This window comes from Proteus genomosp. 4 str. ATCC 51469 (assembly GCF_003144375.1).
Classification (GTDB): Bacteria; Pseudomonadota; Gammaproteobacteria; order Enterobacterales; family Enterobacteriaceae; genus Proteus.
Genome location: NZ_PENV01000003.1, coordinates 246,818 through 261,865, shown reverse-complemented (window position 1 = coordinate 261,865; position 15,048 = coordinate 246,818). Strand labels below are relative to the sequence as shown.

Sequence of the window (15,048 nt, the reverse complement as noted above, 5' to 3'; positions counted from 1 at the left end):
AGGGGGATTTTAAGTGTTTTAATTGATAAGTAAAAAGCCAATATGTTCATTTATATTGGCTTTAGGATAAATATGAAGAAATTAGATATCAACAAAAATATCAGGATCAGGCCCTAAACGTTTTTTCTTGTCGAGTGTTGTTATCTCCGCAACTTCCTCTTTTTCTAATTTAAAATCAAAAATGTGAAAGTTTTCTTCGATACGAGAAGGAGTGACAGATTTTGGAATAACCACCAGTCCACTATCTAAATGCCAACGTAATACAATTTGAGCGGGTGTTTTATGGTATTTTTCAGCCAGTTTTTGAATAATTGGTTGATCAAATACGCCTTCTCCACCTTGGGCTAATGGGCTCCAAGATTCAGTCACAATATTGTGAGTCGTGTTCCATGCTCTTAATGGTGCTTGTTGCATTAATGGATGAATTTCAATCTGATTAATAACAGGGGTAACACCCGTTTCAGTAATGATACGTTCAAGATGCTCTTCTTTGAAATTACAGACACCAATGCTTTTTACTAACCCTTCTTTTTGCAGAATAATCATTTGCTTCCACGCTTCAACATAAAGTTCGCGTGAAGGTACAGGCCAATGCATTAAATAGAGATCAATATAATCAAGTTGCAAACGCTGGAGGCTTTCTAATACGGCACCACGGGCATGGGTCTGATCGTTATTCCATAATTTTGTAGTGATAAAGAGTTCATCACGAGGAACCGTGGTCTGTTTTAGCGCTTTACCGACACCTTCTTCATTGTGGTAAATCGCTGCGGTATCAAAAAGGCGATAGCCTGTATCAAGAGCGTGATGAATTGCGTTAACAACTTGATGATTATCTGCTTGCCAAACACCAAGCCCAAGTTGTGGGATAGCATTTCCATCAGATAGCTTGATCAGTTTAGGTTTATCCATTTCTGTCTCCAAAGTCGCATTAAAGAACTTAGAGTGCCGCTGTATAAATACGTTGGCTGACTTCTAATGTGATATCTTGATGCTCGCCTAGTGCGGTTTGTCCATGTTCTTCCAATTTACGCACTAAAGCAGGTATATCTTCTTCAGTAATTTTGAAATCAGCCAGTCGAGTTCTAAGTCCCATTAATTCAAAGAATTTTCGAGTTTCATTAATCGCAGTTTCAATTTTAAAAGCGTCAGAACCTTGGTTTATACCCCAGACTTTTTGTGCATATTGGATTAATTTCTCGTATTTAGCCTGTCGTTTTTCATTTAATAAGGCAGGTAAAACGATGGCGAGAGTTTGTGCATGATCAAGCCCGTGTAAAGCCGTGAGTTCGTGACCTAATGCATGCGTAGCCCAATCTTGAGGAACACCAACACCAAGGATGCCATTAAGGGCTTGTGATGCTGTCCACATTATATTAGCACGGATATCATAGTCTGTAGGTGATGTCAGCGCTTTTGGCCCTTGATCAATCAAAATACGTAAAAGGCCTTCTGCATATTCATCTTGTACACGAGCATTCACTGGATAAGTGAGATATTGCTCTAATATATGAATAAAAGCATCTACAACTCCATTAGCCGTTTGTCTTGGGGGTAAAGAATAGGTAGTTGTTGGATCTAAAATAGCGCAATGAGGATAGACATGAGGGCTGGCAAAACTTTGTTTATCCTTTGTCTGTTTTTTACTGATAACTGAAAAACTATTTGTTTCTGTGCCAGTTGCTGGAAGCGTTAATACGCAACTTAAAGGTAGTGCTTTTTCAATGACTTTACCGCGACTAGTGACAATTTCCCATGGCTCACCTTGATAGGGTACAGCAGCTGCAATAAATTTTGTCCCATCAATAACCGACCCGCCCCCTACGGCTAATAAATGCGTGATACCGTGATATCTTGCATAAGAGACAGCTTTCATCAATGTTTCATAAGAAGGATTGGGTTCAATACCACCAAATTCATGAATTTGATGGCCGGGAAGTGCAGTATAAATTTCGTCTAATACGCCATTGCGTTTAATACTACCGCCGCCATAAGTTAATAAGATACGTTCATTTTTGCCTATTTCAGAACGTAATTTTTCTATTTGGCCTTGACCAAAATGAAGACGAGTCGGTGAGTAATAAGTAAAGTTTTGCATTTTGTTTCCACCATAATTTAATGTTCTGCAGTATGACAATTAATCAGGAAAGTTTTTTTCACTGTATCTAGACGAAATTGCATGACATAACTATAACTGTAAGGTTGTAAAAATGAGCGTTGAATTAAATTTCTTAATAACAACAACAGTTCATATTGTAGTTAATTTATAAGGAGTAATATGAAAAGTCATTATTTAACATTAAACCAAGAACATTGGGATAAACAAGCTGCGATGGAAAATCAGTGGTCTAAGCCTGTAAGCGATGAAGAAATTATTGCTGCAAAGCAAGGCGACTGGAAAGTCCATTTAACGCCTAACCCAGTTAAGAGTGAGTGGCTAACAGATATTAAAGGTAAAAAAATACTCTGTTTAGCGTCTGCAGGTGGGCAACAAGCGCCTATTTTAGCGGCTGCTGGTGGCATTGTGACAGTATTTGATTTATCAGAAGGGCAATTAAGTAAAGATAGCCAATTGGCGCAAAAGCATCAGTTAGATTTGGTGACAGTTCAAGGTGATATGGCAGATCTAACTGCATTTGCTGATGAAAGTTTTGATATTATTTTTCATCCTATTTCCAATTTATATGTACCAGATGTAAATCCTGTTTGGCAAGAATGCTACCGTGTTTTGAAGAAAGGCGGTGTATTGATGGCGAGTTTTTATAACCCAGTTGTATTTGTTGATGATAGAGATCCGCAATTACGCTCTCAGGGATTAATGAGACCCACTTACCGCTTACCGTATAGTGATCAAGGTTCATTACCTTCAGATATTCTGCAAGAAAAAGTGGCAAAAGGTGATGGGCTTGTATTTGGTCATTCTTTAACTGATCTTATTGGTGGACAATTAGCGGCAGGTTTTCTATTACAAGATTTTGTTGAAGATTTTGCTCCTCATGCTCGTTTTCTCGTTGATAGCTATATTCCTACATTCCTTGCTTCAAAAGCGATTAAGCTTTAAAGATAAATAGAGTAAAAAGACCATGATTGTAATTAATATAAATGGATTTTTAGTCAGATATTAATAGATTAGGAGATAAAACAATGAACAACTGAACTTTTGAAGTCTTAGATGATTAAAAACGCCATTATGATGTTTAAAATAATGGCGTTTTTTTTGAATTACTTATTACTGGTGCTATTTTTACGATGGCGAATATACATTACGATAGAGCCAATTAAACCTGCGCTTAAGAGCAATACAGGCAATGTCATCAAAATATTCATCACTAGTGTTTCATGCTTTTGAATAAAGGGAATTAAATTCAATACATAACCTAGTGACACAATAATACCTACCCACAAAAAGCCACTTAACCAGTTAAATATTTGAAAGCGACGTTGTTGTAATTCAGATAAGCCTGCTAACGTTGGTAATAATGTTCGTACAAAACCAATAAAGCGACCAATTAATAGTGCATACAAACCTTGGCGATGGAAAAGATCATTTGCCTTATGGTGATATTGCTCAGGTAATTGAGCCATCCAACGTTTAACGATTTTTGTGTCACTTAACCAGCGGCCTTGTAAAAATCCAAGCCAACTCCCAATACTGGCGGCAGTACCTAAGATAATGATTGTCGGAAAGAAGTGTAAAACGTCTTTTGCAATTAAGGCACCACAAAGAATAAGCAGTGTATCTCCTGGTAAAAATGCTGCGGGTAATACCCCATTTTCCAGCATAATAATAACAAAAAGAACAATATAGATAACCCATAACACATTAGGATTAGCCAACACCATATAATCGTGTTGCATTAATGCGTGAATTATCTCTTTTAATGTACCCATTAGCGAACTCGCATTAAAAAGAACTTTATGTTCGTTATTCTAACGCAAAATAAAGACAACAGTTTGATTTAATCCCTGTGGAACCACAGGGATAGATTTTTTTTTATAAAAATTTAATGATTAATTAAGAAATACGTAAAAATGCGTGTTCAAGATCTTCAATTAAATCATCTACATTTTCTAATCCAATATGAACACGGAATAATGTGCCAGTAAATGTAGGTTGTGTTTCATATTGGCGCATCGCTTTAATGTCATTAGGTTGATAGCCTAAAATTAAAGATTCAAATCCTCCCCATGAGAAAGCCATTTTAAATAATGAAAAATTATCTAAAAAAATCGCAAATTCTTCAGGTGAGAGAGCTTTCTTCAAACTAAAAGAGAATAATCCGTTACTACCTGTGAAATCACGCTGGAAATATTCATGTCCTGGACAAGAGGCTAGCGCAGGGTGATAAACGTTATCAACTAATGGATGTTGTTTTAGCCAACGAGCAACTTCCAATGCACTTTGTTCATGTTGCTTCATTCTCACTGGTAATGTTCTTAATCCTCTTGCTGCCATATAAGCAGTATCAGGATCAACACATTGACCTAATAGATAGGCATTTTCTCGTAACTGTTCCCAACAACGTTCATTCGCTACAGCAAAGCCTAACATGCCATCAGAGTGGCCATTAATATATTTTGTGGCAGATTGGATTGAAATATCGACACCAAAAGTAAGTGGTTTAAGCAGCAATCCTGCCGCCCAAGTGTTATCAATCATAATAATGATTTCAGGATTATATTGGCGAACGGAGCTGACTATTCCTTGTAGATCTTGAATTTCCATCGTAATTGAACCGGGGGATTCAAGAAAAACAATTTTTGTTTCAGGTCGCAGTAGTTGACTGATGTTTTTACCTATTAATGGATCAAAATAGGTTGTTGTGACTGAAAACTTACGTAAGAGGTGATCACAAAAGTTTTGCGTTGGATCGTAAGCTGATCCAGTCACAAGAATATGAGAGTCTTGCTCAACAAACGCGAGTATAGACTGCGTAATAGCTGCTGCACCTGAAGGAAAAAGTGCACAACCTGCACCTTGTTCTAATTCAGTTAGGGCTTCTTGTAAGGCAAAATGAGTGGTAGTACCTCGACGCCCATAAAAAAGTGTACCCTCAGTACGTTTTTTAGTTGCTTCACGTTTTTGTGCAACTGAATCAAAAATAACAGATGAAGCACGTTGTATAATTGGATTTACTGCGCCGAGGGAATATTTTTTAGCTCGTCCAGAAAGGAGGAGTGAGGTTTCTTGTTTTTTTAGCGTCATCCTTAATACCTTCTTTTAATTGATGGTGTGTTTGCTTCACGTTAATTCATTTTTTGGATAAGTACAAAAGGTGATCGATGTAGTTGATAAAATTTCACGTTACGTGAAATAACGATAATTTGTCTTAAAAATCGACAAATGAAAAAAAAATAGCCAAATAGTAATGATAATTACTATCAAAATGCTTCATGTTTGATATCATTTGAGCGTTTTCTCTTTCCTGATGGCAAACAGGATGATTGTAAGCGAACGATTTTGGGTAAGTAGTGACGGAAAACGTCATTGCTGAATAAATAAATAGATAAAAAAGAGAGTAAAAGGCCAACTGATGCGTAATTTGACAGCTTCTATTCTATTGGCAATCGGTCTGACAGGCTCTGCTTTTGCGGATACGACTCCTGCCACACCAACTGAACAGCCAACTACTGCTGCCGTTTCTTCAACAGCTTCTACACAGGGAACTGCTACAACCGCAACACCAACAACAGGCTCATCTGCGAATACCAGCAATGAGACTAAAGTACCAGGTTCTGAACCTGCTAAGCCTGAGGGTGAAAATACTTTACCTGCAACGGTTGAAAACGCAGAAAATACGGAAAATACCCCGTCTGCGACAGAAAGTACATCACCAGCAGTAGAGCCAGAAATGGTTGCTGGTGGTGGATTTGCAGAAGATTTATCTGTAATGGGCATGTATCGTAATGCCGATTTAGTCGTTAAAAGTGTCATGATTGGCTTACTGTTAGCTTCTATTGTGACGTGGGCGTTATTTTTCGCCAAAGGAAGCTATTTACTCTCATTACGTCGTCGATTAAGAAATGAAACAGCGCAATTAGTTGATGCTAAATCACTTAATGATGCTTTAACCATTAGCAAAAAATTTGGTAATAAGAGCGCGACTGCTGATTTCTTTAATGATGCTGAATTAGAGCGTACTTACTCTCAAGAAAGTAAAGTAGCATCAGGCATTAAAGAACGTGTTGAAATGCGTATGGAACGTCGAGTTGCTGCCATTGTTCGTGAATTAGGCCGTGGTAATGGCTACTTAGCCACTATCGGTGCAATTTCTCCATTTATCGGTCTTTTTGGTACGGTTTGGGGAATTATGAACAGCTTTATTGGTATTGCACATTCTCAAACGACTAACTTAGCGGTTGTTGCTCCGGGGATTGCAGAAGCCTTATTAGCGACTGCGATTGGTCTGATTGCCGCTATCCCAGCAGTTATCATTTATAATATTTTTGCTCGTATGATCGCAGGTTATCGTGGTGAAATTGGTGATATTGCAACAGGTGTGGTGACATTAGTTAGCCGTGACTTAGATATCGAAAACAGCAAAGCAAGGTAATGAATTATGGCAATGCGTCTTGGTGATGATTCAGGTGATGATAATGAATTACATGATATCAATGTGACGCCTTTTATTGATGTCATGTTGGTTCTGCTCATTATCTTTATGGTAGCCGCGCCTTTAGCTACCGTTGATATAAAAGTAAATTTACCCGCTTCAAGTGCAAAACCACAGCCACGTCCTGAAAAGCCTGTTTATTTGACCATTAAGTCTGATAAGCAAATTTTCATTGGTGAAGAAATGGTCACGCATGAAACGATGGCTAATGTGTTAGATACGATGACACAAGCAAATAAAGAGACCACCATCTTTTTCCAAGCAGATAAAAGCGTTGATTATGAAACGTTAATGGCTGCAATGGATTCGTTAAGAAAGGCAGGGTATCTCAAAGTTGGATTAGTAGGGATGGAAACAGTCTCTACAGGCGGTTAAAGTTTAGAAATACGCTATTCAACTAAGTATTATTACGCTATTTTAAAAGCACTTTATTTGTCGTTGTAAAATGATGAATAAGGTGCTTTTTTATTGTGAAAAAAAATCATACTTATATTTTTTTATTGTTTTTTGTTATTAATGAGATAATTAATAAAATTGAGTTAGAATAAAATTTAGCTTTAGTCTTAAATAATATTAATAATAGGTAGGTTAACTTTAAGAATAAATAATTAATTAAGTTTACTTGGTAATACCGTGCTGAATCAATTAATGCTAAGTAGATATTATTATTTCAACTTACCTTACATTAATATTCATTAACTCTTCATTTTTTTTCACTTTTTGATTTGTTGATATTTTGTTTTTTAAGTTAAATTTTCCTATAACCATATGATTGGTAATGTTTTTATGTGAATTTGATTTAAGTGTAAAAATGCTTGCGCAAAAAATCTTATTGGATATAATGCACCCACGTTACAAATTGAAACATTTTGTAACGTGCAAGAACGCCTAATTTGTTTATTATCTAAGTTATCCGTATTTGGATACTTATTTTTTTATTGCACCAGGTAGACCGTTGTTTTCAGTCATTCCAATTTCTGGTAAGTAGATTTTATTTACTTATTCAAACCACTTCTTATTTTTGATAAGCGGTGAGTAAAATAAAACGTGAAAGGCAGAGAACTACACATAGCATTTTATTATTTTAATAAATTTAAAGGCCATAACATTTCGGTGTTATGGCTTTTTATTTTATTGACTGATTCGGCTGTTATCATTATTCCTATCGTTCCTATCGTTCCTATCGTTCCTATCCGTTCCTATCCGTTCCTATCATTCCTATCGTTCCTATCCGTTCCTATCCGTTCCTATCGTTCCTATCCGTTCCTATCGTTCCTATCCGTTCCTATCCGTTCCTATCGTTCTTATCGTTCCTAAATAGGGGATGTGCTTTGCTTTTATCTTTTTCTTTTGGTTTATCTCCTATTCTTTATAAGATCTTTGTCTGATTGAAAACTACAAACAGTTAACAAAGAGCTTTTCTATTTTTTAGATTTATGACCACTTTTTTTATCTATTCTCACAAAAAAACGAAATATGCTTTATTTGGGGATTTTTTATCGATAATTTGTGCTTTTTTTATCCACAATAACAACATGGATTTAACATGAAAATTTATTTAGGTTAATTTCATTATAAACTCGATATGTTATAAAATAACTCAATGTAATTATCCCGAAGGATTACTAATTAGTAATTATTAATGATCTTATCTTTTGAATGTAACTGTATATCGATATGTATTTAATTTTATAGCGATTTTGCGCTAGGGTATTAGCTTATTCCAAAAACGAATATACATATAACTATATGAAAAATGATAAGAAAAATAGGTTAATTTTTGATTGAAAAGTAAACAGAGTAATAATGATTAAAAAATAATAACAAATGAAGATTGGATAAATTAGTAATTAAAATAGGCTGAAATTAAATATATTAATGTAATGATTTCTTGTTTATGAAATGCAATTTTTAACATTATTTATGATGTAATATAAAGGTTGATAATATGAAAACAAGAGTCATCATTATAATTAAAAAATATATTAAAACTTATTTTTAATAAAACTTTCCAGAAAATGGAAAATATTAATTATTAATTTTGTATTATTTTAAATATATTGTCTTATAAATTGGGTGTTTTTTAATAGATTTGTATCTTACTGATTTATAATAATTAATAATTTTACACCACCATAATTATTGAGATAATGAGAATTATTTCTACTTAAATTATCATTATTAAATAGAATTTTAATAATTTTAAAATGACGAAATATATAAAAAATAGACATTGAACCTTATATTGCTGAAACGTTTTTACTCACATAAAAGAATAATTTATTTTTTAATGAATTATCGCTTGATAATGATCAAGTCATTATTGTGTCGGAGTGTTAAAAAGGCGGTGTTTTAAAATTATTCCAATTAAAAATCATCATATCAGGAGAGATATATGGCCTTGGGGAATAATGTTTTTTCCCATCATGGTATTAACCGACGCGATTTTATGAAATTGTGTGCTGCGTTGTCAGCTACCATGGGATTAAGCGGCAAAGCAGCCGCAGAAATGTCAGAAGCAATGGCGTCATCTGAACGCCCACCCGTTATCTGGATTGGTGCTCAGGAGTGTACAGGGTGTACGGAGTCTTTATTACGTGCAACTCACCCGACTCTGGAAAACCTAGTGCTTGATGTTATCGCACTTGAATATCATGAAGTGCTTTCTTCAGCTTTTGGTGATCAAGCTGAAGAAAATAAACACAATGCGATGGAGAAATATAAAGGTAAGTACGTTCTCGTTGTCGATGGTTCAATCCCAGACAAAGATGGCGGTGTTTACTGTATGGTTGCAGGAAAACCTATTCTTGAGCATATCAAAGAAGCCGCTGAAGGGGCTGCTGCGATTATTGCAATTGGTTCATGTTCTGCATGGGGTGGTGTGCCAGCAACTGGGGGTAACCCAACAGGTGCTAAATCATTGGAAGCAATTTTACCGGGTAAAACTGTTATTAATATTCCAGGATGTCCACCAAATCCACATAACTTCTTAGCAACTGTTGCACATATTATTACTTTCAACAAATTGCCTAAGTTAGATAGCAAAAACAGACCGCTTTTTGCTTATGAGCGTTTAATTCACGAAAACTGTGAACGTCGCCCTCATTTTGATGCGGGTCGTTTTGCTAAAGAATTTGGTGATGAAGGTCATCGTCAAGGTTGGTGTTTATACCATTTAGGCTGTAAAGGTCCTGAAACCTATGGTAACTGCCCAACATTGGAATTCTGTGATGTCGGCGGTGGAATTTGGCCTGTGGGTATCGGTCACCCTTGTTACGGATGTAACGAAGAAGGGATTGGCTTTACTAAAGGTATTTTCCAATTAGCGAATGTTTATCAGCCAACACCAAAAGCGCAAGTACCTGATGTTAATGCGAAAGAAGGTGGTGGTGTGTCTTATGGTGCTGCGGGCTTGCTCGGTGCTGTCGTAGGTGCTGTCGCCGGTGTCAGTGTGATGGCTGTGCGTCAATTAGGCCGTGACAAGAATGCCACAGGAGCCTCACAGGAGGATAAACGGTGAATAGGCGTCATTTCTTTAAGCTGGCATCAGGTGGGGTTCTCCTTGCGGGAATGGCTCCCACTGCGAGTCATGCTGCGGCGCAGAACCGTCCCCCAATTCCTGGGTCTCTCGGTATGCTCTATGACTCTACATTATGTGTAGGCTGTCAAGCATGTGTCACAAAATGTCAGGAAATCAATCACCCGGAGCCAATGGAGCGTGGTGATACTTACGCCAATGGTGATCCGATTTGGTCAAACAATGACAAATTAAGTCCTTACACAAATAACATTATTCAAATTTGGCGTGATGGTACTGGTGAAAATAAAGACCAACTGGAAAACGGTTATGCCTTTATTAAGAAACAATGTATGCATTGTGTTGATGCAAACTGCGTTTCTGTTTGTCCTGTTTCTGCGTTAACCAAAGATCCAAAAACGGGTATTGTCCATTATCACGCAGATATCTGTACAGGTTGTCGTTACTGTATGGTGGGATGCCCTTATAACATTCCAAAATACGACTATGACGATCCATTTGGTAAGCTCTATAAATGTGAGCTTTGTAACCAAAAAGGTGTTGAGCGTTTAGACAAAGGCTTATTACCAGGTTGTGTTGAAGTATGCCCAACAGGTGCGGTTATTTTCGGTACACGAGAAGAATTGCTTGAAGAAGCAAAACGTCGTTTAGCGAAAAAAGCGGGTGAGGAATACCATTACCCACGTCAAACCATTAGTGGTGGCGATACTTATCTGCATAAAATTCCTGAATATCAAGATCATATCTATGGCGAGTTTGAAGGTGGCGGTACGCAAGTTATGGTACTTTCAGCGGTACCTTTTGACAATTTAGGTATGCCAGAAGTAGCACCATTATCTACAGGTGCGCGTTCTGAACATATTCAACACACGCTTTATAAAGGCATGGTATTACCAATAGCGGCCCTAGCAGGGATCACCTATTTGGTTAACCGTAATAGTAAAAAACAAGAGCAAGAACACCACAAGGAGGATAACGATGTCGAGTCATGATCCTCGTCCACTTGGCGGTAAGTTATTTACTCTCGCTGTAAGAGTGTTTTTACCGCTTGCTGTGCTCGGTTTTATTCTTATTGGTAAGCGTTTGGTATTAGGTCTGGGTGATGTCTCTGACCTGAATGGGGGATATCCTTGGGGTATTTGGATTGCTTTTGACTTATTGATAGGAACTGGCTTTGCATGTGGCGGTTGGGCACTTGCATGGGCTGTTTATGTCTTTAATAAAGGCGAGTTTCACCCATTAGTGCGTCCTGCATTATTAGCGAGCTTGTTCGGCTATTCATTAGGTGGTTTATCCATTGCTATTGATATCGGTCGTTATTGGAACATGCCTCACTTTTTTATGCCGCAATACTTTAACGTTAACTCAGTGTTGTTTGAAACAGCGACCTGTATGACCATCTATATTATGGTGATGGCATTAGAATTCTTACCTGCGTTATTAGAGCGTTTAGGCTGGAAAGTGTCGTTGAAACGTCTTAACAAAGCGATGTTCTTTATTATTGGTCTTGGTGCTTTACTGCCAACCATGCACCAATCTTCAATGGGATCATTAATGATTTCAGCGGGTTGGAAAGTACATCCACTGTGGCAATCTTATGAGATGTTACCGCTGTTTTCTCTGTTAACGGCTTTCCTCCTTGGTTTCACTATCGTTATTTTTGAAGGCTCTTTGCTAAAAGCAAGCCGTACCATGAATGATGATGAAACACCGTTATTTACCAAGTTAACACGCGTAATCGAAGTATTACTGATTGCGTTCTTGGTCTGTCGCTGGGGTGAAGTTATTTGGAACGGTAAACTGAGTTATATCGGAAATGGGGATATGTTCTCATGGTTATTTATTGCTGAAAGTGCATTGTTATTACTTCCTCTTATTTTGATGCATTTAAATAATAACCGCCGTAGTCCAAGAATGCTGTTTGTCTGTGCTGTCTTTATCTTAATCGGCGCAGCAATGTGGCGTATGAACTACTCTTTAGTTGCTTACAATCCAGGCAATGGTTACCACTATTTCCCAACAGCAAGTGAATTGCTGATTTCTATTGGTTTCGTTGCATTTGAAGTAACAGCTTACATTCTTATTATCCGTTTACTGCCGGTTTTACCTGCACAAACAGACTCAAATATACAATTAAAAAAGGCTGAGGTTAAATCATGAGCCAACGCATTACTATTGATCCTATTACCCGTATTGAAGGGCATTTACGCGTCGATTGTGAAATTGATAACGGAAAAGTTGTTAAGGCTTGGTCTTCCGGTACCATGTGGCGCGGAATGGAGGAGATCCTAAAAGGAAGCGATCCTCGTGATGCATGGATTATCGTGCAACGTATTTGTGGTGTTTGTACGACAGTTCACGCAATTGCCTCAGTACGTGCTGTAGAAGATGCTTTAGGTATGGATATTCCTGTGAATGCGCAGTATATCCGTAACTTGATTTTAGGTTCACATATCATCCATGACCATATCGTTCACTTCTATCAGCTTTCTGCGATGGACTGGGTTGATATCACATCTGCATTACAAGCTGATCCTGAAAAAGCATCAGCGATGTTAAAAGGGGTTTCTGAATGGCATCTGAACTCTGCTGAAGAATTCAGAAAAGTACAGAAAAAAATCCAAGGTTTAGTGGACAGCGGCCAGTTAGGTATTTTTGCTAATGGCTACTGGGGTCATTCAGCCATGAAATTGCCACCAGAAGTTAACCTAATTGCGGTTGCTCACTACCTGCAAGCACTTGAGTGCCAACGTGATGCAAACCGTATTGTGGCTATTTTGGGCGGTAAAACACCTCATATCCAAAACTTGGCCGTGGGTGGTGTGGCTAACCCGATTAACCTTGATGCACCAAATGTTCTCAATCTAGAACGTTTAATGTACGTGAAAAGCTTTATCGATAAGCTGGGTGATTTCGTTAACCAAGTTTATAAAGTGGATACTGCTATTTTCGCCGCTTATTACCCTGAATGGTTAAAAATCGGTAAAGGTGCAAACTACTATCTGTCTGTACCTGAATTACCAATTAATGGTAATAACACGGAGTTCTTACTGTCTGGTGGTTATATGGAAGGGATTGATTTCTCTACTTATCGCCCAATTAAAGACTGGAAAGATCAGAACCTGAAAGACGGTATCGAAGAAAGTGGTAAACACGCATGGTATGAAGATGATGAACCATTAAAACCATGGGAAGGTTTAACTCGTCCTAAATACACAGGTTGGGATGAGAACAACAAATACTCATGGGTTAAATCACCAACATTCTATGGCAAGCCTGTAGAAGTCGGTACGTTAGCATGGTTAGTGTGTGGTTTAGCAGGTAAGCACGAAGGAACGGTTAGAAACTACAACGACATCAACAAGATCTATACTCAATTAACCAATGAAACACTGGTAACAGAGCAACTAGAATCGACTTGGGGACGCATTATTGGGCGTACCGTCCATGCGTGTGTGTTACAAGAATCACTGGCTTCTTTATGGCAATCACTGGTTGATAATATCGGCCGTGGTGATACAGCTGCCTTTATTAAACCAGAGTTTGAACCAGGTAAAGAGTATCGTGGTGTCGGTTTCGAAGAAGCCTCTCGTGGTATGTTATCTCACTGGATTGTGTTTAAAGACGGAAAAATCACTAACTATCAGGCAGTAGTTCCATCAACATGGAATGCGGGTCCTCGTAACTTTAATGATGAACCAGGCCCTTATGAGTTATCACTAGTGGGTACACCTGTTGCTGATCCGAAAAAACCGTTAGAAGTGGTAAGAACGATCCACTCCTTTGACCCATGTATGGCATGTGCTGTGCATATGGTTGATTTAACAGGTAAAGAGCTAAGTAAGGTGAAGGTATTATAATGCGAACTCTCGTCTTAGGGATTGGTAATTTATTACTAAGCGATGAAGGCATTGGTGTTCGTATAGTAGAGGCGCTCGAAGAGCGCTTCTCTTTACCAGAGAACGTCGATGTTATTGATGGTGGCACATCAGGTATGGAAATTTTGCAAGATATTGCAGCAAGAGACCTCCTGATTGTTGCCGATGCGGTAAGAAGTAATCATGAACCGGGTAGTATTTTTATCTTACATGATGATGATGTTCCGGCACTTTTTACGCAGAAAATTTCTCCTCATCAATTAGGTTTATCTGATGTATTAATGGCTTTACGTATGACGGATGAATTTCCTCGTAAGCTTATTTTAGTGGGTATTGAACCTGCATCATTAGAGCCAAGCATGTCATTGTCTGACATTGGTGAAAAATCAATGGAAATTGCATTAGAGCATGTGGTTAATATTTTGCGTGAATACGGTATTCCTGTCACACCTAAAGAGGTAACAGCATGAGTGAATTAAGCTGGGATATCCTAGGATATGACGAGCCACCTGTTGAGCAACTTGAAACACGTTTTAGTGAAATTGCTGAAAAAGAGATGAGAGGGCTTCCTTTTTATCGCGAAGGTATTCCTGTAAAAGCAGGGGGTTTTACTTTATTTGAAAATCAGTGGATTGGAGCTGTTCTTACTCCTTGGATGTTAGAGCTTGTCGTCTTTCCGGGACCTTCACAAGAATGGCCACATCGAAAAGTGGGTGATCGTATCGGGTTAGAATTACCTTGTGGACAGATTAAGTTTGTTGTGGGTGAGCTTGCGGGTGGTATGCAATATCTTGCTTGTTCATTAATGTCACCACTTGATAGACACCTAACAGGTGAACATGCTGTTGAGTTGGTTGAAAATAGTGTAAAAATGGCACTTTCTCTTCCTGTTCAGACACAATCCGTAGCAGAAGTTGATTTAAGTCGTCGTTCTCTCTTCCGTGGTCAGTTAAGATCATAGTGTAGAAATTTTACGCGACACAGAGTCACATTCTTCTTATTGAATAGTACAGGAGTC

At 37.8% G+C, this 15,048-nt stretch carries 13 protein-coding genes; 9 read left to right on the top strand and 4 right to left on the bottom strand.

Annotated elements, in window-relative coordinates; genetic code table 11:
* Positions 1-81 precede the first annotated feature (81 nt).
* Positions 82-912 carry a 2,5-didehydrogluconate reductase DkgA gene (gene dkgA / locus DK866_RS05500; protein ID WP_109408044.1) on the bottom strand — a complete coding sequence of 277 codons (831 nt, stop codon included), beginning with the start codon at positions 910-912 and terminating at the stop codon, positions 82-84.
* 28 nt (positions 913-940) lie between these two features.
* Positions 941-2,098, bottom strand: coding sequence for an iron-containing alcohol dehydrogenase (locus tag DK866_RS05495; RefSeq protein WP_109408043.1), 1,158 nt, complete (start codon positions 2,096-2,098; stop codon positions 941-943).
* Positions 2,099-2,278: 180 nt separating this feature from the next.
* Here DK866_RS05495 and DK866_RS05490 point away from each other — a divergent pair, with 180 nt between their 5' ends.
* Positions 2,279-3,061, top strand: coding sequence for a class I SAM-dependent methyltransferase (locus DK866_RS05490; protein ID WP_109408042.1), 783 nt, complete (start codon positions 2,279-2,281; stop codon positions 3,059-3,061).
* A 161-nt stretch (positions 3,062-3,222) separates the two neighbouring features.
* Here DK866_RS05490 and DK866_RS05485 read toward each other — a convergent pair whose 3' ends face one another.
* A complete protein-coding gene (locus tag DK866_RS05485; RefSeq protein WP_109408041.1) occupies positions 3,223-3,891 on the bottom strand; it encodes a DedA family protein in 669 nt (222 codons plus the stop codon).
* Between the two features lie 124 nt (positions 3,892-4,015).
* Complete coding sequence (gene metC / locus DK866_RS05480) at positions 4,016-5,206, bottom strand: cystathionine beta-lyase (protein WP_109408040.1); 1,191 nt, start codon at positions 5,204-5,206, stop codon at positions 4,016-4,018.
* A 328-nt stretch (positions 5,207-5,534) separates the two neighbouring features.
* On the opposite strand from metC, the gene exbB reads away from it, so the two are divergent.
* The 8 genes from exbB to hybE all read left to right on the top strand — a co-directional run bounded on the left by exbB (position 5,535) and on the right by hybE (position 14,991).
* Positions 5,535-6,554: a tonB-system energizer ExbB gene (gene exbB / locus DK866_RS05475; RefSeq protein ID WP_109408039.1), complete on the top strand. Its 1,020-nt coding sequence runs from the start codon at positions 5,535-5,537 to the stop codon at positions 6,552-6,554.
* 6 nt (positions 6,555-6,560) lie between these two features.
* Positions 6,561-6,989 (top strand): TonB system transport protein ExbD, encoded by a 429-nt coding sequence (gene exbD, locus DK866_RS05470; RefSeq protein ID WP_072069444.1) that lies wholly within the window; start codon positions 6,561-6,563, stop codon positions 6,987-6,989.
* Positions 6,990-9,009: 2,020 nt separating this feature from the next.
* Positions 9,010-10,134 (top strand): hydrogenase 2 small subunit, encoded by a 1,125-nt coding sequence (hybO, locus tag DK866_RS05465; RefSeq protein WP_072069443.1) that lies wholly within the window; start codon positions 9,010-9,012, stop codon positions 10,132-10,134.
* Complete coding sequence (gene hybA / locus DK866_RS05460) at positions 10,131-11,144, top strand: hydrogenase 2 operon protein HybA (protein ID WP_036911746.1); 1,014 nt, start codon at positions 10,131-10,133, stop codon at positions 11,142-11,144. The genes hybO and hybA overlap by 4 nt, the downstream gene beginning before the upstream one ends.
* Complete coding sequence (gene hybB, locus DK866_RS05455; protein ID WP_109408038.1) at positions 11,131-12,312, top strand: Ni/Fe-hydrogenase cytochrome b subunit; 1,182 nt, start codon at positions 11,131-11,133, stop codon at positions 12,310-12,312. Before hybA ends, hybB begins: the two co-directional genes overlap by 14 nt.
* Positions 12,309-14,012: a hydrogenase 2 large subunit gene (hybC, locus tag DK866_RS05450; RefSeq protein ID WP_109408037.1), complete on the top strand. Its 1,704-nt coding sequence runs from the start codon at positions 12,309-12,311 to the stop codon at positions 14,010-14,012. Before hybB ends, hybC begins: the two co-directional genes overlap by 4 nt.
* Positions 14,012-14,500, top strand: coding sequence for a HyaD/HybD family hydrogenase maturation endopeptidase (locus DK866_RS05445; protein ID WP_109408036.1), 489 nt, complete (start codon positions 14,012-14,014; stop codon positions 14,498-14,500). The genes hybC and DK866_RS05445 overlap by 1 nt, the downstream gene beginning before the upstream one ends.
* Positions 14,497-14,991, top strand: a complete 495-nt coding sequence (gene hybE / locus DK866_RS05440) for a hydrogenase-2 assembly chaperone (RefSeq protein WP_109408035.1) — start codon at positions 14,497-14,499, stop codon at positions 14,989-14,991. The genes DK866_RS05445 and hybE overlap by 4 nt, the downstream gene beginning before the upstream one ends.
* Positions 14,992-15,048: the final 57 nt, after the last annotated feature.